The sequence below is a fragment of the Photobacterium sp. GB-210 genome, assembly GCF_003026075.1.
GTDB lineage: Bacteria > Pseudomonadota > Gammaproteobacteria > Enterobacterales > Vibrionaceae > Photobacterium.
Window position 1 is genome coordinate 20,297 of record NZ_PYNU01000001.1, and the last position, 19,699, is coordinate 39,995.

The window sequence follows — 19,699 nt, forward strand, 5'->3', positions numbered from 1 at the left end:
TGTATTTTATTACGATTGATTTATTGTCGATGAACTATAATAAATCAATACATTATTGTAATGCTTTGAATTTTTGACGTTGAAAGCGAAGTTGATCAATGCGTGCATCATAACGTGCTTGCTCCATGGAGCCGAGCTTTGCCATTTGTGCGGCTTGAGTATAATTATGAATGGCTTTATCCCATTGAGCACGCAAAGCTAATAGCTCCCCAAGGGCAGCAAGCTCTGCGCTACGATCACCTATTTTGGCGTAGTTGTGTGCTAATAATGTCCACCCATTAATATCATTAGGGTGATCGTAAGAGTAACGATTCAAAATTTGAATACTCTTTTGATATTGTCCCGATTCAAGGTAAATATTGGCTAAGTTTAAGCGCAATACATTACTGTCAGGACTCATTTTAAGCGCATTGTTTAAGCGGGTGATCGCACGATCAAATTGTTTTTGATTGAGATCGAGATCGGTTGCAGCATCAATAAAAAATAAATTATTGGGTTCGCCAGCCAATAATGGGTCAAGTATTTGATGCGCTAATTCGTATTTATCATTATCTAAATAAATCAGTGCCTTACCGTAATTGAGCTCTTTGCGGCGATTGGGTGGTGCTTTTTTTAACTCACGGTTAAGCCAGTTGAGCGCAGAAGTATCGCTCAAACCAGCATTACGGGCGACAATACGTGAACGAGCGAGTAAATAATCTTCAGAGGGGGGTAAATTTACAAGCGGATATTTTCTTGCGCGCATACGACTATCTGTGACCCGTGATTCGGGTAATGGGTGCGTTAACAACATTGCGGGCAATTTTGAAGTATAACGATATTGATCGGCTAAACGACCAAAAAAACGTGGCATCGCATAGGCATCAAACCCCGCTTTGGCGAGGGTTGTTATACCAATACGGTCGGCTTCTTTTTCATTACTGCGCGTAAAGTTAATTTGTCCTTGAATTCCCACGGCCGTGGTGGCATGAATGGCGGCTAAACCTGCTTCAGGAGCTGCGATTGTTAATAACAGTGAGCCAATCAGTGCAGCCATCGTGATAGGCGAATTTCTGGCCTCTGCTTCCATTCTTCGCGCAAGGTGTCTTTGGGTGACATGGGCAATTTCATGCGCCATAACAGAGGCGAGCTCACTTTCTGTTTCGGCATGAAGAAATAACCCAGAGTGGATCGCAACATAGCCGCCAAAAAAAGCAAAAGCATTAATTTCAGGGTTTTGGATCAAAAAGAAATGGAATGGTGTTCGGACATCTTCCGCACTGGCAACAAGTTTATGGCCCAAAGCTTGAACATAATTTGAGAGTAAAGGGTCGTTAATAACAGGCTGGCTGGCGCTTAGCATGCGCATATATGCATCGCCATATTCACGTTCTTTATCAATCGTTAATGTAGAAGAGGCTGTCGTTCCCATTTCAGGTAAGCGATTATCATCACTAGCAATAGCTGGAATACTGCTACTAAAAAGCGCAGAAAGCAAAAGATAGGTCGGTGCTTTGGTAAATCGAAACATGGGAATGATACAACCTCCTTGTTGAGTTATCTTTAATATCTATAAGTTAGGACACCGAAATACTTTAGAGGTTCGTTAATGTGATTCATGTCCTTTCGATATCTCGCATCTTATATGTGCTGAGGTTACAATACGGCAATACAAAATACCTGTCACTTAAATGAAATGGAAATTATATCACTTGATCTAATGGCCGAACGTTGTCCGCTGGCTTTATTGTTAGCTAAACGCGCATGCGCAACACTTCTTCCCTATCAAGGGTTAGAAATACGAATTTCAGACAGCGGCGCAAGAAGTGATATCCCTCGTTTCTTGCATAATAATGGATATGTTACCGATATTTTAGTTGATGATAATGCCCAACTAATCATAATGGTGGAAAAAGGATAGAGATCAACATGTTACGCATGCTAAATCGCTGGTATCAGCGTCGATTTTCAGACCCCCACGCTGTAAGCCTTGTTGTTATTCTTCTCGGCGGCTTTCTTACTATTTACTTTTTTGGCAGTTTAATTACGCCGTTATTAGTCGCCATTGTTTTGGCTTATTTATTAGAGTGGCCAGTAGCAAGGTTACATAAACTAGGGATGCCAAGAACCCTTTCAGTCGCTATCGTACTATTGGTCTTTGCAGGGTTAATGGTGCTTGCTTTATTTGGTTTAGTGCCGACGATTTGGCATCAAATTACCAATTTAAGTGCTGATGTGCCGAAGATGTTTAACGATCTTCAAATCTATGTATCTAGCTTACCGGAACGCTACCCTGATTTTGTTCAACCGGCTCAAGTGGTTGATTTCATGAATACACTGCGTGAGAAGGTATTAGGACTGGGCGAAAGTGTTGTAAAAGGCTCACTGGCATCATTAGTCAGTTTAGCAACAATCGGGGTATATCTGATCTTAGTGCCATTGCTTGTTTTCTTTTTACTTAAAGATAAAGACGAAATGTTGCGCACGTTATTAAACATTTTGCCTCAAAATCGTCGTTTAGCCAGCAAAGTTGGCAGCGAGATGAATCAGCAGATCTCTAATTATATTCGCGGTAAAGTCACTGAAATTATTATTGTTGGCATTGCAAGTTATATCACTTTTGAAGTTATGGATTTACGCTACGCCGTACTATTAGGTGTATTAGTCGGGCTTTCTGTTCTAATACCTTACATTGGCGCGGCTGCTGTAACGGTTCCTGTTGCTATGGTTGGATTATTCCAGTGGGGATGGACGTCAGATTTTTGGTGGCTATTACTGGCATATGGTATTATTCAAATGTTAGATGGCAATGTATTAGTACCTATTCTATTTTCTGAAGCGGTAAATCTACACCCTGTCGCAATTATTGTTGCTGTGTTGTTTTTTGGCGGTTTATGGGGATTTTGGGGAGTATTTTTTGCTATCCCATTAGCGACATTAGTTAAAGCCGTGTGGGGAGCATTACCTGCGAGCGATAATAATTTATCATCCTCCGATGTGTCAGAAAAAGTGTAGTAAAAAGGCCGTGAAAACGGCCTTTTTTATATCTAATTAAAACCTAAGCGATCATTGATTTAAATAATCAAGTACCACTTGGTGGTGATCTTTTGTTTTAAACTTATTAAATACGTGCTCAATCATACCGTTTTCATCAATTAAAAAGCTGATGCGGTGTAAGCCGTCATATTCTTTGCCCATATACTTCTTCAGTCCCCAAACACCGAACTGATCAGCGACGGCATGATCTTCATCAGATAAAAGGGTGAAGTTTAGGTTATCGCGTTCGATAAATTTTGGTAGACGTTTTACCGCATCAATACTAATACCCAGTACGACTACATTTTTTTCATCAAGCTCGGCTTTGCTGTCACGCAGTCCACATGCCTGTACCGTACAACCAGGGGTCATTGCTTTAGGGTAAAAGTAAGCAAGTACTTTCTTACCTTTAAAATCACTGAGACTAACAGGCTCGTTATCTTGATTCATTAAAGTAAAATCAGGTGCAGGCATGCCTGCTGTGAGCGTATTCATAAGTATAATATCCTTTTAGTTATCGTATCTCGATGCATTGCATGTTGAACGAACATGAGGCTGATAATGAAAGTCTTATTATTTTTGCTTTCGTTAATTTTTATGACTAATAAAATTCACAGACCCTTTTGCTGATAAGCTATGGCACAAGGTTTCAAATTCCTCTTGCAGCGTCATCAGATTACAGTCTTCAGGTAAATTTGTGCTAATTTGCAAAATAAGTTTATTCATTGTTTCCACAGTTTGGCTTTCAACGGTATTGGCACTAAGCGTCGAAATATCGATGTGTCGGCTCGCCATAAAGTGAGTAAATTGCTTAATTAAACCTGGACTATCATTAGCTTCGACATGGAAATCAGCGGTATAAGGGAAAAAACGTTGTTGGTGTTTACTCGTACGTTTTATAACAGTAATAAGATCATGCTCTTGCCCTTTTAATGGCAAGGTCGATTCAATTCGAGATATTGCATTGTTATTACCTGATAACAGCATGATCAAGGTAAACTCAGAACCAAACAGGGCTATGCGGCTATCTACGATATTACAGCCACATTGAGTCACAAGGTGGGTGATTTCATCAGAGATACCTGGGCGATCAGTACCTACAGCAGTGATGACAAGGTAGTGTTCCATATTGGTCTTCATTGTAAAATTATAATTTAAACATGTTAGCACAGACTGCTATTGATACGATGGCAAATTTAATGACAATAGTCATTGCTGTTGAGATCAAATTTGACTGATTTTTAAGCAAAAAAAGAGAAACATGATTGGGTTTATTGATATTTGAGTTTCAAAGTACAAAATTGTGATGAAAGAAGATGATAAAGCCTGTTAGTTCACTGTTTTCAATCAGCCTTTGCTTGAGTTTATAGTCACTCAAAAGTACCATGACAAAGTTATACCCTAACGGTTTTAGCATACAGCCCCATAAGGTAATGGTGAGAAAGCCGTTTGGATATATAAGAAGAGGGGGATGGACATGTTTAAAGGAAGCATGGTTGCGCTATTAACTCCACTAGATTCAGCAGGCGAAGTAGATTACGTCGGTTTGAAAACGCTGGTGGATTATCATATTAACGCAGGAACAAATGCGATTATTGCCGTGGGTACCACGGGAGAGTCTGCAACACTTACCGTTGATGAGCATATCAAGGTTGTTTTAAAAACATTGGAATATGTTGATGGACGAGTTCCTGTTATTGCAGGTACAGGCGCAAATGCGACGCATGAAGCCATCACTATTACCAAGCTTTTTTCTGGCACGGGTGTAGCAGCATGTTTAAGTGTGACACCGTACTATAATAAACCAACCCAAGAAGGTTTATTCCAACATTATAAAGCTATTGCTGAAGCAACAGATATTCCGCAAATTCTTTACAATGTACCAGGACGAACTGCGGTAGACTTATTACCTGAAACTGTCGCACGTTTAGCTAAAATTGATAATATTATTGGTATTAAAGATGCGACAGCTGATTTATCTCGTGTGAAAAAAACACGGGAACTTTGTGGCGAAGATTTCATCCAATTAAGCGGTGATGACGCGACAGCCGTAGATTTTGTCGCTGAAGGTGGTCACGGTGTTATTTCTGTTACGGCAAATATTGCCGCTGCAGATATGGCTCAAATGTTTACACTCGCATTAAGTGGCCAAATTGACGCTGCACGAGAAATTAATCAGCGTTTAATGCCATTACACAGTCATCTGTTTGTTGAAGCTAACCCTATTCCAGTGAAATGGGCCGCTCATCAGTTAGGTTTGATTGATAATGGTGAATTACGACTTCCGCTAACTGTATTAAGCGAGTCACAGCAACCGGTTGTTAAACAGGCTCTTTTGGATGCCGGTGTGCTTTAAGTTGCACAAGCGTAGGAGCGCAGGAGCATAAATGAATTATAAATATCGACTAGCACTAGCTGCATTCGTGGTAACCAGTTTGTCTGCTTGTTCCGGTGGGCCAGAGGCTCGTCGTCAAGCTAATCAAGATTTTAACTATCTTGATACTCACCCCTTAGAATCATGGACGTTGCCGTCAGGGGCTATGCCTTTTAGTAATGCCAGTTACGCGATTCCGAGTAAGGCATTTGCTGGTGATGTTGGTGCTAGCGTTGATATTCGCCCACCGCAACAGGTTCTTAATCTGATCCCTGGTATGCGCTCTAACGTGGACCAAGATGGTGTAACAGTTCAACTTCCTCGAACTTCTGATTTAACCAAACTATGGCAAGTTACCCAAAATTTGATCAGTAAAAATAACATTGGAATTGCAAAGCAAAGCGCTGATCGTATTGATACTGATTGGGTAAGCTGGACAAATGAAGATGAAGATCATGAAGTGAGCAGTCGCTATAGTATTGAGAAATCACCAGCGACGAATAGTTACCGCATTATCTTAACGGATTGGCGTGAAGATGGTAAAACGATGCCTGTTACGGCGAATAATAAACGTCGTTACAGCATTTTGATGACTAACTTGGTGATGTCGAAATACGATGAGACTATTCGTGAGCAAGCACGTTTAGCAGCGGCTGAGCAGCTGAAAAATATCCCTATTTCAATGGGAATGGATCGCAGCGGTTTCCCTGTGCTTATTGCTCGTGCCTCTTATAATGATATGTGGGAACGTTTACCGAAAGCGTTAGAAAAACTTGGCTTTACTGTTGAAGATCGTAACCGTTCACAAGGTTTGATTGATGTTAAGTACCGTGAGCCTAATGATGAGTTCTGGCAAAAACTAGGGACTAAACCAATGAAATTAACGGATGATAAGTACCGTATTTTAGTTGGTGATCTTGGTAATCGTACGTCAATTAATATTACTGACAATGATGGTAAGCCAGTGACCGGTGAAATTTTAGAATCAGCGGCTCCCGCTTTTGCTGCAAGTTTCCAGAAATAATTCGTTATTTCTGTCATAAAAAAAACCGCTTTAGTTAAAGCGGTTTTTTTATATTTAATTTTTATCTTACTGCCAAAAATGTCGAGATATTATTTAATCTCTACACCTTGTGCTTGTAGATCGGCGTGGTACGACGATCGCACAAATGGCCCACATGCCGCGTGCGTAAAGCCAAGATCGAGAGCGATTGCTTTAAGTTCATCAAACTCTTCTGGCGGAACATAACGCTCAACCGGTAAGTGGTGACGGCTTGGTGCTAAATATTGACCCAGTGTCAGCATGGTAACGCCATGAGCACGAAGATCTTTTAATACTTGAATGATTTCTTCTTTGGTTTCACCTAAGCCCATCATTACACCCGATTTAGTCGGTACATCAGGATGAAGCTCTTTGAATTTTTTCAATAAATCTAGTGACCACTGGTAGTTAGCACCTGGGCGAGCTTTACGGTACAGGCGTGGTGCAGTTTCTAAGTTGTGGTTAAAAACATTAGGTGCAGTATCACGGAAGATTTCTAGTGCACGGTCCATACGGCCACGGAAATCAGGCACTAATGTTTCAATATGAATGCTTGGGTTTTTGGCTCTAATCTCAGTAATACAGTCAACGAAATGTTGTGCGCCACCATCACGTAGATCGTCACGGTCAACAGAGGTGACAACCACATAACGTAGCTTCATATCTGCGATTGTCTGTGCTAAATGCGCAGGCTCTTCAGCATTCGGTGGTAGAGGACGACCATGAGCAACATCACAGAATGGGCAACGACGGGTACAAATGGCACCTAAGATCATAAAGGTGGCTGTACCGTGGTTAAAACATTCGGCTAAATTCGGGCAAGAAGCCTCTTCACAAACTGAGTGAAGTTTGTTTTTACGTAGGGCAGATTTGATTTCCTGAATACGCTTACTATCAGACGGTAGCTTGATTTTCATCCATTCAGGTTTACGTAATACTTCTTTTGGCGCATCTTCATTCGCAACGTTACGAACTGGGATCAATGCCATTTTATCGGCATCGCGATATTTGACGCCTTGTTCAATTTTAATTGGTTTACTCATGGTTGATTGCTTTCCGTCATCCACTCGATTTTCGGATAATCGAGTAATTTAGTTAATTCTTCAACGAGTACAGGCTGAACTTCCGTCAGTTCAGTTGGGCCATTTAATGACGCTGTTTGTGTCATTTCCATTCCAGCATAACCGCAAGGATTAATACGAAGAAAAGGCGCCAGATCCATATTTATATTGAGTGCCAGACCGTGAAAAGAGCACCCACGTCTGATCCGTAATCCTAATGAGCATATTTTTTGGTTATTCACATACACACCAGGCGCATCAGGGCGAGCGTTAGAGCTAATCCCAAAGCGGGATAAAGTATTGATTACTGTATTTTCGATGTGCGTAACTAATTCACGTACACCTAATTTTTTACGGCGCAAGTCGATCAAGATATAAGCCACTTGTTGTCCAGGACCATGATAGGTTACTTGACCGCCACGGTCACTTTGAACAACAGGGATATCGCCTGTGTTGAGCAAGTGTTCGACTTTGCCTGCCTGTCCTTGAGTGAAAACAGGTGAATGTTCGACCAGCCAGATTTCATCTGCGGAGTCTTCAGTTCGATTATTGGTGAACTCATGCATGGCATCGTACGTCGCTTGGTAATCGCAACGGCCAAGGTTTTTAATAATAAGAGCTGTTTGCAATGTACTACCCAGATAATAATTAAGATGCCAATCATAAAGAAGGCCAGGTCAGGGCATTATACCTAAACTTGTTGTGGATGTAATGTTAACGACTGATGAAGGAGTTATGGATAATAAATGAGGATTATAAGAAAGGTAAAGAGAATAGAAGACAGGCGGTATTATAACCGCCTGAAAAATAGTGCTTATAACACTACACGAACAATATCAATTGAACCTAACTCTTTGTATAAGGTTTCAATTTGTTCAACATTGGTCGCGTTTACAGCAACAGAAACTGCAGTGTATGTTCCTTTGCTACTTGGTTTTGTTGTTGGAGTGTAATCACCAGGGATAATACTCTGAATAACTTCAACCACACGATCTGGCAATTCTGGCTTGTTTTCGCCCATTACTTTAAAAGTAAAGATACAAGGGAATTCCAGTAGATCTTTTAGTTTTGGTTGCTCTTGTTCTTGCATATAGAACTCCAAAGTTCGCTTTCAATGTGTCTTTCATCATTACTATTATGGTTAATAGTAGTGTATTGCAGGCATCTTAATGTGTCAGTGATTGTAAAACAAGGGAAGGATGAAGAGGATAGGGAATATAGGAGGTAATGTTTGTATTCAGTAATGAAAACAAAGAGGCAACCGAAGTTGCCCCTTAGTCGTTGATGAAGTCGATGGTTTAAATTACTTAAACCAACTTTGTACTAGCATCATTACGTAGTCGACCATACGGCTAAATAGGCTACCTTCTTTTACATCGTTTAATGCCACAAGAGGGTATTCAGCAACGTCTTGATCGCCAACACGGTAAGTTAATTTACCGACGACTTCACCTTTGGTGATTGGCGCCTTTAGCTCTTTAGTTAGCACAAAGCTAGCTTTCAGATCTTTAGCTTGGCTACGAGGTAATGTTACGTAGGTGTTTTCAGCCACACCTAGGTTTACTGTGTCAGTGTCACCCATCCAAACTTTTTCAGTTTCAATGGTTTGATCTTTTTTGTTTGGTGAAAGTGTTTCGTAGAAACGGAAACCAAAGTTCAGTAGCTTTTTGCTCTCAGCAAGGCGAGCGTTTTTACTTGCAGTGCCCATCACAACAGAGATCAGGCGCATATTGCCTTCTGTGGCAGTACTTACGAGGCTGTAACCTGCGTTATCTGTATGGCCTGTTTTTAGACCGTCAACGTGCATGCTTTTATCCCAAAGTAGACCATTACGGTTGTATTGGGTGATGCCGTTGTAAGTAAATGATTTTTCTGAGTAGATTTTAAATTCATTAGGCAAGTCACGGATGAGTGAGCGCGCTAGAATTGAAAGATCGTAAGGTGTTGTGTATAGATCTGGGCGATCTAGGCCATGAACATTTGCAAAGTGTGTTGATTTCATGCCAAGATTTTTAGCCCAGCCATTCATTAAATCAACAAAAGACTCTTGAGAGCCAGCAACGTGCTCAGCCATTGCGACACAGGCATCGTTACCAGAATCTACGATAATACCGCGGTTTAAGTCAGAAACTTTTACGCTTTTACCGACCTCAAGGAACATTTTGGATGAGCCTGGGAAATTTTTCGCCCATGCATTTTTACTGATAACAACAGTGTCATCTGGTGAGATGTTACCGTTTTTAATTTCTTGACCGATAACGTAACTGGTCATCATTTTTGTCAAACTAGCAGGCGCTAATTTTTCATATTCATTATGACCGGCAAGGATTTTACCTGAGTTATAGTCGACGAGGATATAGCCTTTTGCCGCAATTTGTGGAGCTTCAGGTACGACTGCTGGTGATGCAGCAACAGTAGCTGAAGCCAGCAAAGTGGCTGAGATGGCGACAGAACGGAAAAGCGCAGCTGTTTTCTTCATGATTATTATAACTTTAGTTTATCTAAGACAAGAAATGACGTTCACTATAGCAGATAACGCCTTACCTATCAGTTGAATGGGGGGGAGAATCCCAATTATTGACATTAAGCGGACGTAATGTGCGCAAAGATTGGTGATTACCTCATTGTTGTGAACAAAATAAAGCTTGTATGTTCATTACGTTAAACGAGTAAACATACAAGCCGATGTTATGAGTCCTAAATGTTGATTAGGTTCCCATTATCTATTAACAGTGGTTATAAATGCTTTTGGATAGTGATGAGATTTTACTTTACTAAGTTGTATTTCAGCATCTCGGTGATCCATATAGGGGCCTAAGCGCACACGATATACCGCACGACTCTCAATTTTTTCGATATCAATATCGGTATTGAAGTTACGCTTTAGCTCTTTTTTCATCTCTTCGGCTTTTGCTAAGCTATTTACCGCCGCCAATTGGACAAAATAGTGATGAGGAATTGGAGAGTTCTTCATCGTACTTTTATTTGTCGGCTTGGGTACATTTATCACTTCTATCTTAACTGGGGCTGTGCCAAGACTAATGACGCCAATTTTTGCGGCAGCTGCCATGCTTAAATCGATGATACGACCGTCATGGAATGGACCACGGTCGTTCACTCGAACGATGGTCGATTTACCATTAAGGGTATTGGTTACGCGTACAAAACTCGGAAGCGGTAAGGTTTTATGTGCCGCTGTCATAGCAAACATATTGTACGTTTCACCATTAGAGGTTTTGTGTCCGTGGAACTTTTCACCGTACCAAGAAGCGTAGCCTGTCTCGGTGTAACCTTTGGTGTTTTTTATAATATGGTAGCGTTTACCACGTAATGTGTAGTCTTTATTACCACCACGGCTATAAGGTTCATAATGCGGTACCACTGGCGGCACTTTACTAAAATCAGGTACAACCTTTGGTGCACGGTCATCTTTTAATGAATAACGGCCCGCGTTGGGATCATCATTGGTTGGAGTATTGGGTTTAAACAGTAAACCGGGTGTGGCTTGATCTGCTTTTGTCTCTGCCTGTTGAGGTTTATCTGGCGCGGAGCTACATCCTGCAAGTAGAACAAAGAACAATAAAAAAAGTGAACGCATTTAGGTCGCCTTAGACAACATTTTTCTGTGAGTGTGGATAGACATCAAAATACCGAAGCCAGCTAGTAGGGTCATCATGGATGTGCCGCCGTAGCTCACCAAAGGAAGTGGAACACCCACCACAGGCAGAATGCCACTTACCATGCCGATATTTACAAAAACATAAACAAAGAAACTTAATACAATACTACCAGCCATCATACGCCCAAATGCAGTTTGTGCTTGGCTGGCTAACCATAAACCTCGTCCTAATATGAACAGGTACATTGTTAGTAAACCAATCACACCGGTTAATCCCCATTCCTCTGCAATTACAGCAAAAATGAAGTCGGTATGTCGCTCTGGAACAAATTCAAGCTGTGATTGAGTACCATGGAGCCAACCCTTACCGCTTATTCCACCAGAGCCAATCGCGATTTTGGATTGGATAATATGATATCCTGCACCAAGCGGATCAGACTCTGGATTAAACAAAGTCAACACTCGTGTTCGCTGGTAGTCGTGCATAAGGAAGAACCATAACACAGGAATAAACGCACCGAGTAATACTAACGCCCCGATAATCAGTCTCCAGCTCATTCCTGACAGAAACAGAACAAAGATACCTGATGCAGCCACCAAAATGGAGGTTCCAAGGTCGGGTTGTTTAGCAATTAAGATGGTCGGTGTGAAGATTAATACTAAGGCAACAAAGATATTACGCATCGATGGCGGTAAGGGACGATTACCAATGAATCTTGCCACCATCAAAGGTACAGCGAGTTTTAATAGTTCTGATGGCTGAAAGCGAACAAAACCTAAATTTAACCAACGTTGAGCACCTTTTGATACTTCACCAAAAGCTAATACACTGAATAACAGCAGTAAGCCAATACCAAAGAGGTAAGGTGCCCATGCTTCGTAATGGCGTGGTGCAATTTGCGCGAGTAAAACCATGATCCCTAGTGACATCAGCATGCGCATTGCCTGGCGTTCCATCATAGCAATGTTTTGTCCGCTTGCGCTCCACATGATGATAAGGGCAAATCCCATTAAGGCAAGGATCCCTAGTAATAGTGGCATATCGATATGTAAGCGATCAGTTAACGTTCGCTTGGTACCGGTTGCCGCCATAATACTCATTATTGTACCTCTGTTGGTTGTGTTGCAGTGAGTTCAGGCTTTGATTTAAGATCGCTGTCAGCGATTGGTTTAATTAACATATGATCAAAAATTTGACGTGCAATTGGCCCACCATTACTCGAGCCACCACCGGCATTTTCTAATACCATAGCAACGACGACTTCAGGTTTATCAAATGGCGCAAATGCAGTAAATAACGCATGGTCACGTAGACGCTCTTCAAGTTCATCAGCATTATATTTTTGGTTTTCAGCCAAACCGAATACCTGTGCTGAGCCTGACTTTCCGCCCGCTTCATATGGCGTATCATAAAATGCTTTACGTGCTGTACCACGATTGCCATAAAGCACACGATGCATACCTTCACGAGCAATCTCCCATGTTTCAGGTGTCACGCCTGTTATCGGTGGGAAATCTTTAAATTCAGCTGGTTTAACTGTTTCTTCGTCAATAACATCTTTTAGAAGATGAGGGCGATGAACTACACCGTTATTGACCAGTACAGATGTCGCTTTTGCTATTTGTAATGGTGTTGCTGTCCAATAGCCTTGCCCAATTCCGACAGGAATGGTGTCCCCTTGATACCAAGGACGTTTATGGCGTGCTTGTTTCCACTCACGTGTTGGCATGTTGGCCTTACTTTCTTCGTGAATATCGATACCGGTATAGACGCCATAACCAAATTTATTCATCCAGGTTGAAAGTCTATCGATCCCCATATCGTAGGCGACTTGGTAAAAGTAAGTATCTACTGACTCTTCAATGGCTTTATAAATGTTGACGCGTCCATGTCCCCAACGTAGCCAGTCACGGAATTTACGGCTAGTCGTGTTAGGGATCTGCCACCAACCGGGATCGTTACGGGTGGTTTTTGGCGTGATCACACCTTCTGTTAATGCAGCGACTGCAATTAACGGTTTTACCGTCGATGCTGGTGGATAAATGCCAAGCGTGACACGGTTAACTAATGGGCGATCAGGATTATTTAATAATTCGCGATATTTTTTACTGGAAATCCCACGAACAAATAAATTGGGATCGTAACTTGGGCTAGAAACCATGGCGAGAATAGCATCGTCTTTTGGATCTAACACTACGACAGAGCCACGCTTGTGTTTAATGATCTCTTCACCGGTTTTAGGATCGATCTTACGTTCAGTCAGTAGTTCTTGTACATAAAGCTGGAGCTGAAGATCAATATTTAACGCAATATCTTTGCCAGGGATAGGAGGCACGTACTTAAGGGTACGAATAATACGTCCACGGCTGTTAACTTCGACTTCTTGGTAGCCTGAAGTTCCATGTAGTAGATCTTCGTAATAACGTTCGATACCCAATTTACCGATATCGCGTGTGGCTTTGTAGTTACTGAGTTTCTCAGCTTTATCGAGTTTTTTAAGGTCACGATCGTTAATTTTCGCGACATAACCCAAGACGTGCGTGAGCGAATCACCATATGGATAGTAACGTTTTAAATAGGCTTTAACTTCCACGCCTGGGAATTTATGTTGGTTAACTGCAAACAAAGCAACTTGCTGCTCGTTTAATCCCTCAAGGATCGGCACAGACTTAAAACGGCGAGTACGGCGACGCTCTTTTTTAAATTGCTCAATGTCTTCATCGGTTAGACCTAATACTGATTTTAAATCCGCATAGGTTTGTTCCATGTCTGGTACTTTTTCAATGGTGACTTCAAGGTTATAGATAGGTCGATTTTCAGCCAGAAGCACACCGTTGCGGTCATAAATAAGACCGCGATTAGGTGCGACAGGAACAATTTTGATTCGATTGTCATTAGAACGGGTCTTATAGTCTTGGTGTTGTTCAACCTGAATATTAAAGAGATTGAACAATAAGACACTGACCAGAATGATAATTCCAATAAATGAGACAAGAGCTCGGCGGAAAAACAGCGCCGACTCAGCGCGATGGTCGCGGATCTGGGTTCGCTTTTGTCTCATCGATGGTTATTCCCTGTGGTACGGATGGTTAGCCGTGATGCTCCATGCACGGTATAAACTTTCTGCCATAACGACACGCACTAACGGGTGCGGAAGTGTTAATGGTGATAGTGACCAGCTTTGCTCTGCAGCTGCTTTACAGGCTGGTGAAAGGCCTTCAGGTCCGCCAATTAAAATTGAGACGTCGCGACCATCAAGTTTCCAAACTTCTAGCTGACCTGCTAGTTGCTCGGTATCCCAGCGTTTGCCAGGAATATCTAGAGTAACAATTCGGTTACCCTTAGCAACGGCAGCTAACATCGCTTCACCTTCTTTTTGAAGGATACGAGCAATGTCTGCATTTTTTCCGCGCTTACCTGCTGGGATCTCAATCAATTCCAGAGGCATATCTTTAGGGAAACGGCGGCTATATTCTTTATAGCCTTCCTCAACCCATTTAGGCATTTTTGTGCCAACAGCAATTAATTGAAGCTTCATGACTCACTTAGCTCCAAAGCTTCTCCAGTTGGTATACTTGGCGAGCATCTTCTTGCATGATATGTAGCATTACGTTACCCATATCAACTATCACCCATTGGCCTTCTTCTTCGCCACTAATACCAAATGGAGGGAAGTCAATTAACTTTGATTCTTTGTTTACGTGATCAGCAATAGAGCTCACGTGACGGTTTGAAGTACCAGTACAGATAACCATTACATCTGTGATGCTTGATTTACCACGAACATCAATTGTTACGATGTCTTGTGCTTTAATGTCGTCAATTTTATCAACAATGAAATCGTGTAGTTCTTGAACTTGCAAAGGGATTCCCTCAATAAGCGTTTAATAAATGTTTAGTCGTTATGATCTATTTTACTACTGGCTAGGATAGGTAAAAAGGTTGCGACCGTAATAAGATCGGAAGTATACCACGCTCTTATCTGACAGCGATAAAAGGACATGGTTCAGACGGTGATTTTTCGACCGCTTAAGGTTAGTTTTATAAAAAAAACGGTCAACAATGACTGAAGACCGTATTTATATAGAATTATGTGTGTTGTAAGTGAGTTTCTAAGCCGCAGATTTCAGCACACAGGGCACTAAGGGCTGGCCATGGTGTGGTGTCGTAATCAGTTTTAACCTGGATTTCAAGTTGAGTTAATTGCCGAATGATCTTTACTAAACGCGACAACGGTAAGCGATGAAGTGCACCAATATAAATTTCACGGCGGTTTTGCCACACTCTAAATTGCTCAAAAATGATATTAAGTGGTGTCCCTTTTTTCCCCATCTCTTGCATCTTATAGAGCTGGGTTAACTCTCGTTGCAAGGTACGTAATAAGATCGTGGCTTCAACTCCCTCACCTTGCAATTGACGAAGCACGCGTTGGCTGCGTTTTGCCTGTCCTGCTAATACCGCATCAACCAATTGGAAAGGGGTATAGTGATTATGGCGACTTAATGCTTCTTGTAGGCGAATAATGGTTAGTTCACCATCAGGATAAAGTAAAACCAGCTTATGTAAGCTTTGTGCTAACGCCAGTAAATTACCTTCATGCCATTGCGCTAGCATTTGTACCGATTCATGATCTGGCTTTAAACCGAGCATTCGACAGCGGGTTTGAATAAAGCGCGGCATTTGTTTAGCGTCGGGGGTATTACATGGCACATATAAGCCTAAGCTATCAAGTGCTTTAAACCACTTTGTCGCTTCTTGCTTCTTATTTAAATAAGGGCCTGTCAGTAATAAAAGAATGTCAGGGTTTAAGTGTGCAACAATCTCTAACAAGGCTTTTGCTTGGTTAGCATTAAGCCCTGTTTCTGGAAATTCTAATTCAATGATTTGCTGGGCTGAGAATAAGCTCATGGCTTGGCAGCAATCGAGAACTTGATTCCAATCTAACTGGTTATCAATGGTAAAACGGTGGCGCTCAAGAAAGCCTTGCTGTTGAGCAAGTTGCTTAATATTGTCACCACATTCTTGTTTAAGTAGTGGCTCATTACCAAATAAAAGGTAAGCCTGACGCAGGCCCTTATTGAGTTGCTGCGTCAGTTGTTCAGGATAAACTCTCATTGCGCGTTATGACTATCATGCTCAATAACTGTATTTGACTGCTTAGCAGGTAACGTTGTAATAATCGTTTTACCTGTCTCATCTGAAGATTCTTTTTTATCTTCTTCGTTAAGAATTTCTTTTAATTGAGAGTCTAATTTATCTTCTTCAATCTTATTAAATACGGTGGTTAGACGCGCTAATTTACGCATAATTTGTTGCGCGGCTTGTTCACGCATAACGTTAACCAATTCATCTTGCTCAACAGACTTCGCTAATGCTGTTAATGGGTTATCAAGGAACGTACGAGTCACTTTGGTGGTATACGTTTGCTGACCTTGATTAGGGATAGTGACTGAGTAATTAACCGTTAAGGTTAAATCGTATTCCGCTTTACCGTTGTTTTGATAAATCGATAAAGTGCGCTCACCTTGAGACTCACTGTTTATATTTAGGTTCGGCACATTTTTCGCAGGTGCAACTTCGCTAATACCATGGAGTTTAAATTGGTATCTAACCATACGGGTTAGCTGACCATAAGGGTCAAAACTGGTTAATGATAGTTTAGCAATACCGTCAGGAAGCATGTAATTACCGCGAAGGTGGAAGCCACAAGAAGCTGTTGTTAGCGCGAGAAGAGTAATGATAAGTAGTCGAGTTAGGCTGTTGGCCGAGAAAAAACTTTTCACGAAAGTCAGCTCCTTGAAGTAAAAGAAGGTGCGCTAGGCGCAAAATAAAATTGAACGGTTATTATAAAGATCCCCGCAGAAGCGGGGATCTTAGGGTTACTCGCTCTGCTAGATGCACTAACAGAGAAAATAACCTAATTAGCTAGCAACAATGTTAAGCAGTTTGCCCGGTACGTAAATGACTTTACGGATCGTTAAACCATCAGTGAACTTAATGACGTTCTCATCGTTTAGACCAAGTTCTTCAACTTGTTCTTTTGTTGCATCTGCTGCAACTGTTAACTTAGCACGAAGCTTACCGTTAACTTGAACAATGATCAGCTTCTCATCTTCAACTAATGCTTTTTCGTCAGCTTGTGGCCATAGTGCATTATCAATATCAGTTTCGCCCAGTGCCGCCCACATTTCGAAACAGATATGTGGCGTGATAGGGTAAAGCATAGTAACAATTGCTTTTAGTGCTTCATCAAGAATTGCGCGATCTTGAACTGATTCTTGAGAGGCTTTAGCCAGCTTATTCATCAGCTCCATGATAGCAGCAATTGCAGTGTTGAATGTCTGACGACGACCAATATCATCACTTACTTTTGCAATAGTTTTGTGAATATCACGACGAAGTGCTTTTTGATCTGCAGTTAGTGCGGCTGTATCAACTGCTTCAGCTGCGCCTTTCGTTGTATGTTCACGTACGAGTTTCCAAACACGCTTAAGGAAACGGTTAGCGCCTTCAACGCCTGATTCTTGCCATTCAAGTGTCATGTCGGCAGGTGATGCAAACATCATGAATAGACGAACGGTATCAGCACCGTACTTATCTACCATTTCTTGAGGGTCGATACCGTTGTTCTTAGACTTAGACATTTTGATCATGCCTGAGTGTTCAACGTTGTGACCTTGAGAGTCAACAGCAGACGTGATGCGACCTTTACCGTCACGTTCAACAGTTACATCTGTTGGTGCAACCCACTCTTTACCGCCTTTCTCTGTGGTATAGAAGAATGCGTCAGCCAGTACCATGCCTTGACATAGTAGTTGCTTGAATGGTTCGTCAGATGTTACGTAGCCTGCATCACGTAGCAATTTGTGGAAGAAGCGAGAGTACAGCAGGTGCATACATGCGTGTTCAATACCACCGATGTATTGATCAACAGGTAGCCAGTAGTTCGCTTTTTCTGGATCTAGAATATCGTCAGCTTGTGGCGAACAGTAACGCGCGTAGTACCAAGACGATTCCATGAAAGTATCGAATGTATCTGTTTCACGAAGTGCTGGTTCACCGTTAAAGGTAGTTTTTGCCCACTCTTTATCCGCTTTGATTGGGCTCGTTACGCCATCCATTACCACATCTTCAGGCAAGATCACGGGTAGTTGATCTGCAGGTACTGGGTGAACTTCGCCATCTTCAGTTGTGACCATTGGGATTGGCGCACCCCAGTAACGTTGACGAGAAACGCCCCAGTCACGTAGACGGAAGTTAACTGTCTTTTTGCCTTTGCCTTCAGCTTCAAGTTTCGTTGCAATTGCATCGAACGCTTGTTGGAAGTTAAGGCCATCGAATTCACCTGAATTAAACAGTACACCTTTTTCTGTGTATGCCGCCTCAGAAATGTCAGCATTGCTACCATCTTCAGGCTTGATAACCGCCATGATGTCGATGTTGTATTTTGTTGCAAATTCAAAGTCACGCTGATCATGCGCAGGTACTGCCATTACCGCACCTGTGCCGTAATCCATCAGTACAAAGTTTGCAACGTAAACTGGTACTTCACGACCATCTAGTGGGTGGATAGCTGTTAAGCCTGTATCCATGCCTTTCTTTTCCATCGTTGCAAGATCGGCTTCTGCAACTTTGTTATTGCGGCATTCGTGAATGAAATCGGCAAGCGCAGGGTTATTTTCAGCCGCTTTTGCAGCAAGCGGGTGGCCTGCAGCAATGCTGACAAATGTAACCCCCATAAGGGTATCAGGACGGGTAGTATAAACTTCTAGATCGTCTTGACCTTTAACGTTAAATGTTAGTTCAACACCTTCAGAGCGACCAATCCAGTTGCGCTGCATGGTTTTAACCATTTCAGGCCAGCCATCAAGGTTGTCAAGATCGTCAAGTAACTCTTGCGCGTACTCAGTGATCTTAATGAACCATTGTGGGATCTCTTTTTGCTCAACAGGTGTATCACAACGCCAACAACAACCATCTTCAACCTGCTCGTTAGCAAGTACAGTTTGGTCGTTAGGACACCAGTTAACAGATGAAGTCTTCTTATAAACTAGGCCTTTATTGTAAAGCTTAGTGAAAAACTCTTGTTCCCAACGGTAGTACTCTGGCGTACACGTTGCGAATTCACGGTTCCAATCATAACCAAAGCCTAATAGCTTAAGCTGGTTTTTCATGTACTCAATGTTTTCGTAAGTCCATGGTGCAGGGGCTGTCTTATTTTTTACTGCCGCATTTTCAGCAGGTAGACCAAATGCATCCCAGCCGATTGGCTGCATTACATTTTTACCTTGTAAGCGCTGGTAGCGAGAGATAACATCACCGATAGTGTAGTTACGCACGTGACCCATGTGCAGTCGACCACTAGGGTACGGGAACATGGACAGACAATAGAATTTTTCTTTATTAGGGTCTTCACTAACAACAAATGTTTTTTTGTTGTCCCAATGTTCTTGAACTTTTTGTTCAATGTCCTGTGGACGATATTGTTCTTGCATCGATGACATCCGGGATTTTGTGAGTTTAATATAAACACATTAAAATTAATCGACATAGAATAACCAAAGGTAAAGGTGTCAACAATAGCTGA

19 protein-coding genes are annotated in these 19,699 nt (G+C 41.8%); 4 read left to right on the forward strand and 15 right to left on the reverse strand.

Annotated features, from left to right (window positions below; all coding sequences use genetic code 11):
- Positions 1 to 52 precede the first annotated feature (52 nt).
- Positions 53 to 1,510 carry a M48 family metalloprotease gene (locus C9J38_RS00115; RefSeq protein ID WP_107205358.1) on the reverse strand — a complete coding sequence of 486 codons (1,458 nt, stop codon included), beginning with the start codon at positions 1,508 to 1,510 and terminating at the stop codon, positions 53 to 55.
- A gap of 189 nt (positions 1,511 to 1,699) precedes the next feature.
- Here C9J38_RS00115 and C9J38_RS00120 point away from each other — a divergent pair, with 189 nt between their 5' ends.
- Both C9J38_RS00120 and C9J38_RS00125 read left to right on the forward strand, forming a co-directional pair.
- Positions 1,700 to 1,900 (forward strand): sulfurtransferase TusA family protein, encoded by a 201-nt coding sequence (locus C9J38_RS00120; protein ID WP_233217817.1) that lies wholly within the window; start codon positions 1,700 to 1,702, stop codon positions 1,898 to 1,900.
- 8 nt (positions 1,901 to 1,908) lie between these two features.
- Complete coding sequence (locus tag C9J38_RS00125) at positions 1,909 to 2,994, forward strand: AI-2E family transporter (protein ID WP_107205360.1); 1,086 nt, start codon at positions 1,909 to 1,911, stop codon at positions 2,992 to 2,994.
- A 51-nt stretch (positions 2,995 to 3,045) separates the two neighbouring features.
- Here C9J38_RS00125 and bcp read toward each other — a convergent pair whose 3' ends face one another.
- The gene (gene bcp, locus C9J38_RS00130; protein WP_107205361.1) at positions 3,046 to 3,510 is read right to left on the reverse strand and encodes a thioredoxin-dependent thiol peroxidase; all 465 of its coding nucleotides are present in this window, start codon (positions 3,508 to 3,510) and stop codon (positions 3,046 to 3,048) included.
- 93 nt (positions 3,511 to 3,603) lie between these two features.
- A complete protein-coding gene (locus C9J38_RS00135) occupies positions 3,604 to 4,143 on the reverse strand; it encodes a glycine cleavage system protein R (protein WP_107205362.1) in 540 nt (179 codons plus the stop codon).
- Between the two features lie 349 nt (positions 4,144 to 4,492).
- Here C9J38_RS00135 and dapA point away from each other — a divergent pair, with 349 nt between their 5' ends.
- On the forward strand, positions 4,493 to 5,371 hold the full coding sequence (dapA, locus tag C9J38_RS00140) for a 4-hydroxy-tetrahydrodipicolinate synthase (protein WP_107205917.1): 879 nt from the start codon (positions 4,493 to 4,495) through the stop codon (positions 5,369 to 5,371).
- 31 nt (positions 5,372 to 5,402) lie between these two features.
- Positions 5,403 to 6,413 (forward strand): outer membrane protein assembly factor BamC, encoded by a 1,011-nt coding sequence (gene bamC, locus C9J38_RS00145; RefSeq protein ID WP_107205363.1) that lies wholly within the window; start codon positions 5,403 to 5,405, stop codon positions 6,411 to 6,413.
- An 89-nt stretch (positions 6,414 to 6,502) separates the two neighbouring features.
- On the opposite strand, the gene lipA is transcribed toward bamC, so the two are convergent.
- The 12 genes from lipA to leuS form a co-directional block, all read right to left on the reverse strand.
- A complete protein-coding gene (gene lipA / locus C9J38_RS00150; protein ID WP_107205364.1) occupies positions 6,503 to 7,474 on the reverse strand; it encodes a lipoyl synthase in 972 nt (323 codons plus the stop codon).
- Entirely contained in the window at positions 7,471 to 8,121 is a 651-nt protein-coding gene (gene lipB, locus C9J38_RS00155) for a lipoyl(octanoyl) transferase LipB (protein WP_107205365.1), read from the reverse strand. Before lipB ends, lipA begins: the two co-directional genes overlap by 4 nt.
- A 185-nt stretch (positions 8,122 to 8,306) precedes the next feature.
- Positions 8,307 to 8,582, reverse strand: a complete 276-nt coding sequence (gene ybeD / locus C9J38_RS00160) for a DUF493 family protein YbeD (RefSeq protein WP_105060821.1) — start codon at positions 8,580 to 8,582, stop codon at positions 8,307 to 8,309.
- 213 nt (positions 8,583 to 8,795) lie between these two features.
- Positions 8,796 to 9,971 (reverse strand): serine hydrolase, encoded by a 1,176-nt coding sequence (locus C9J38_RS00165; RefSeq protein ID WP_107205366.1) that lies wholly within the window; start codon positions 9,969 to 9,971, stop codon positions 8,796 to 8,798.
- 240 nt (positions 9,972 to 10,211) lie between these two features.
- Positions 10,212 to 11,090, reverse strand: a complete 879-nt coding sequence (locus C9J38_RS00170) for a septal ring lytic transglycosylase RlpA family protein (protein WP_107205367.1) — start codon at positions 11,088 to 11,090, stop codon at positions 10,212 to 10,214.
- Positions 11,091 to 12,212, reverse strand: a complete 1,122-nt coding sequence (mrdB, locus tag C9J38_RS00175; protein ID WP_105060818.1) for a peptidoglycan glycosyltransferase MrdB — start codon at positions 12,210 to 12,212, stop codon at positions 11,091 to 11,093. It lies immediately after the preceding gene.
- On the reverse strand, positions 12,212 to 14,173 hold the full coding sequence (mrdA, locus tag C9J38_RS00180) for a penicillin-binding protein 2 (RefSeq protein ID WP_107205368.1): 1,962 nt from the start codon (positions 14,171 to 14,173) through the stop codon (positions 12,212 to 12,214). Before mrdA ends, mrdB begins: the two co-directional genes overlap by 1 nt.
- A gap of 6 nt (positions 14,174 to 14,179) precedes the next feature.
- Positions 14,180 to 14,650 carry a 23S rRNA (pseudouridine(1915)-N(3))-methyltransferase RlmH gene (gene rlmH / locus C9J38_RS00185; protein WP_005363385.1) on the reverse strand — a complete coding sequence of 157 codons (471 nt, stop codon included), beginning with the start codon at positions 14,648 to 14,650 and terminating at the stop codon, positions 14,180 to 14,182.
- Between the two features lie 7 nt (positions 14,651 to 14,657).
- The gene (gene rsfS, locus C9J38_RS00190) at positions 14,658 to 14,975 is read right to left on the reverse strand and encodes a ribosome silencing factor (RefSeq protein WP_005363382.1); all 318 of its coding nucleotides are present in this window, start codon (positions 14,973 to 14,975) and stop codon (positions 14,658 to 14,660) included.
- Between the two features lie 226 nt (positions 14,976 to 15,201).
- Entirely contained in the window at positions 15,202 to 16,227 is a 1,026-nt protein-coding gene (holA, locus tag C9J38_RS00195) for a DNA polymerase III subunit delta (protein ID WP_107205369.1), read from the reverse strand.
- Positions 16,224 to 16,895, reverse strand: a complete 672-nt coding sequence (lptE, locus tag C9J38_RS00200; protein ID WP_107205370.1) for an LPS assembly lipoprotein LptE — start codon at positions 16,893 to 16,895, stop codon at positions 16,224 to 16,226. The genes holA and lptE overlap by 4 nt, the downstream gene beginning before the upstream one ends.
- Positions 16,896 to 17,033: 138 nt before the next feature.
- Complete coding sequence (gene leuS / locus C9J38_RS00205; protein ID WP_107205371.1) at positions 17,034 to 19,607, reverse strand: leucine--tRNA ligase; 2,574 nt, start codon at positions 19,605 to 19,607, stop codon at positions 17,034 to 17,036.
- Positions 19,608 to 19,699: the final 92 nt, after the last annotated feature.

Excerpts from the sequence above, each read along its gene's own strand:
- dapA (WP_107205917.1), top strand. The coding sequence starts at position 4,493 with ATGTTTAAAGGAAGCATGGTTGCGCTATTAACTCCACTAGATTCAGCA.
- mrdB (WP_105060818.1), bottom strand. The coding sequence starts at position 12,212 with ATGAGTATTATGGCGGCAACCGGTACCAAGCGAACGTTAACTGATCGC.
- lipA (WP_107205364.1), bottom strand. The coding sequence starts at position 7,474 with ATGAGTAAACCAATTAAAATTGAACAAGGCGTCAAATATCGCGATGCC.
- C9J38_RS00135 (WP_107205362.1), bottom strand. The coding sequence starts at position 4,143 with ATGGAACACTACCTTGTCATCACTGCTGTAGGTACTGATCGCCCAGGT.
- C9J38_RS00120 (WP_233217817.1), top strand. The coding sequence starts at position 1,700 with ATGGCCGAACGTTGTCCGCTGGCTTTATTGTTAGCTAAACGCGCATGC.
- leuS (WP_107205371.1), bottom strand. The coding sequence starts at position 19,607 with ATGCAAGAACAATATCGTCCACAGGACATTGAACAAAAAGTTCAAGAA.
- C9J38_RS00165 (WP_107205366.1), bottom strand. The coding sequence starts at position 9,971 with ATGAAGAAAACAGCTGCGCTTTTCCGTTCTGTCGCCATCTCAGCCACT.
- bamC (WP_107205363.1), top strand. The coding sequence starts at position 5,403 with ATGAATTATAAATATCGACTAGCACTAGCTGCATTCGTGGTAACCAGT.
- holA (WP_107205369.1), bottom strand. The coding sequence starts at position 16,227 with ATGAGAGTTTATCCTGAACAACTGACGCAGCAACTCAATAAGGGCCTG.
- C9J38_RS00170 (WP_107205367.1), bottom strand. The coding sequence starts at position 11,090 with ATGCGTTCACTTTTTTTATTGTTCTTTGTTCTACTTGCAGGATGTAGC.
- bcp (WP_107205361.1), bottom strand. The coding sequence starts at position 3,510 with ATGAATACGCTCACAGCAGGCATGCCTGCACCTGATTTTACTTTAATG.
- mrdA (WP_107205368.1), bottom strand. The coding sequence starts at position 14,173 with ATGAGACAAAAGCGAACCCAGATCCGCGACCATCGCGCTGAGTCGGCG.
- C9J38_RS00125 (WP_107205360.1), top strand. The coding sequence starts at position 1,909 with ATGTTACGCATGCTAAATCGCTGGTATCAGCGTCGATTTTCAGACCCC.
- C9J38_RS00115 (WP_107205358.1), bottom strand. The coding sequence starts at position 1,510 with ATGTTTCGATTTACCAAAGCACCGACCTATCTTTTGCTTTCTGCGCTT.
- ybeD (WP_105060821.1), bottom strand. The coding sequence starts at position 8,582 with ATGCAAGAACAAGAGCAACCAAAACTAAAAGATCTACTGGAATTCCCT.
- rlmH (WP_005363385.1), bottom strand. The coding sequence starts at position 14,650 with ATGAAGCTTCAATTAATTGCTGTTGGCACAAAAATGCCTAAATGGGTT.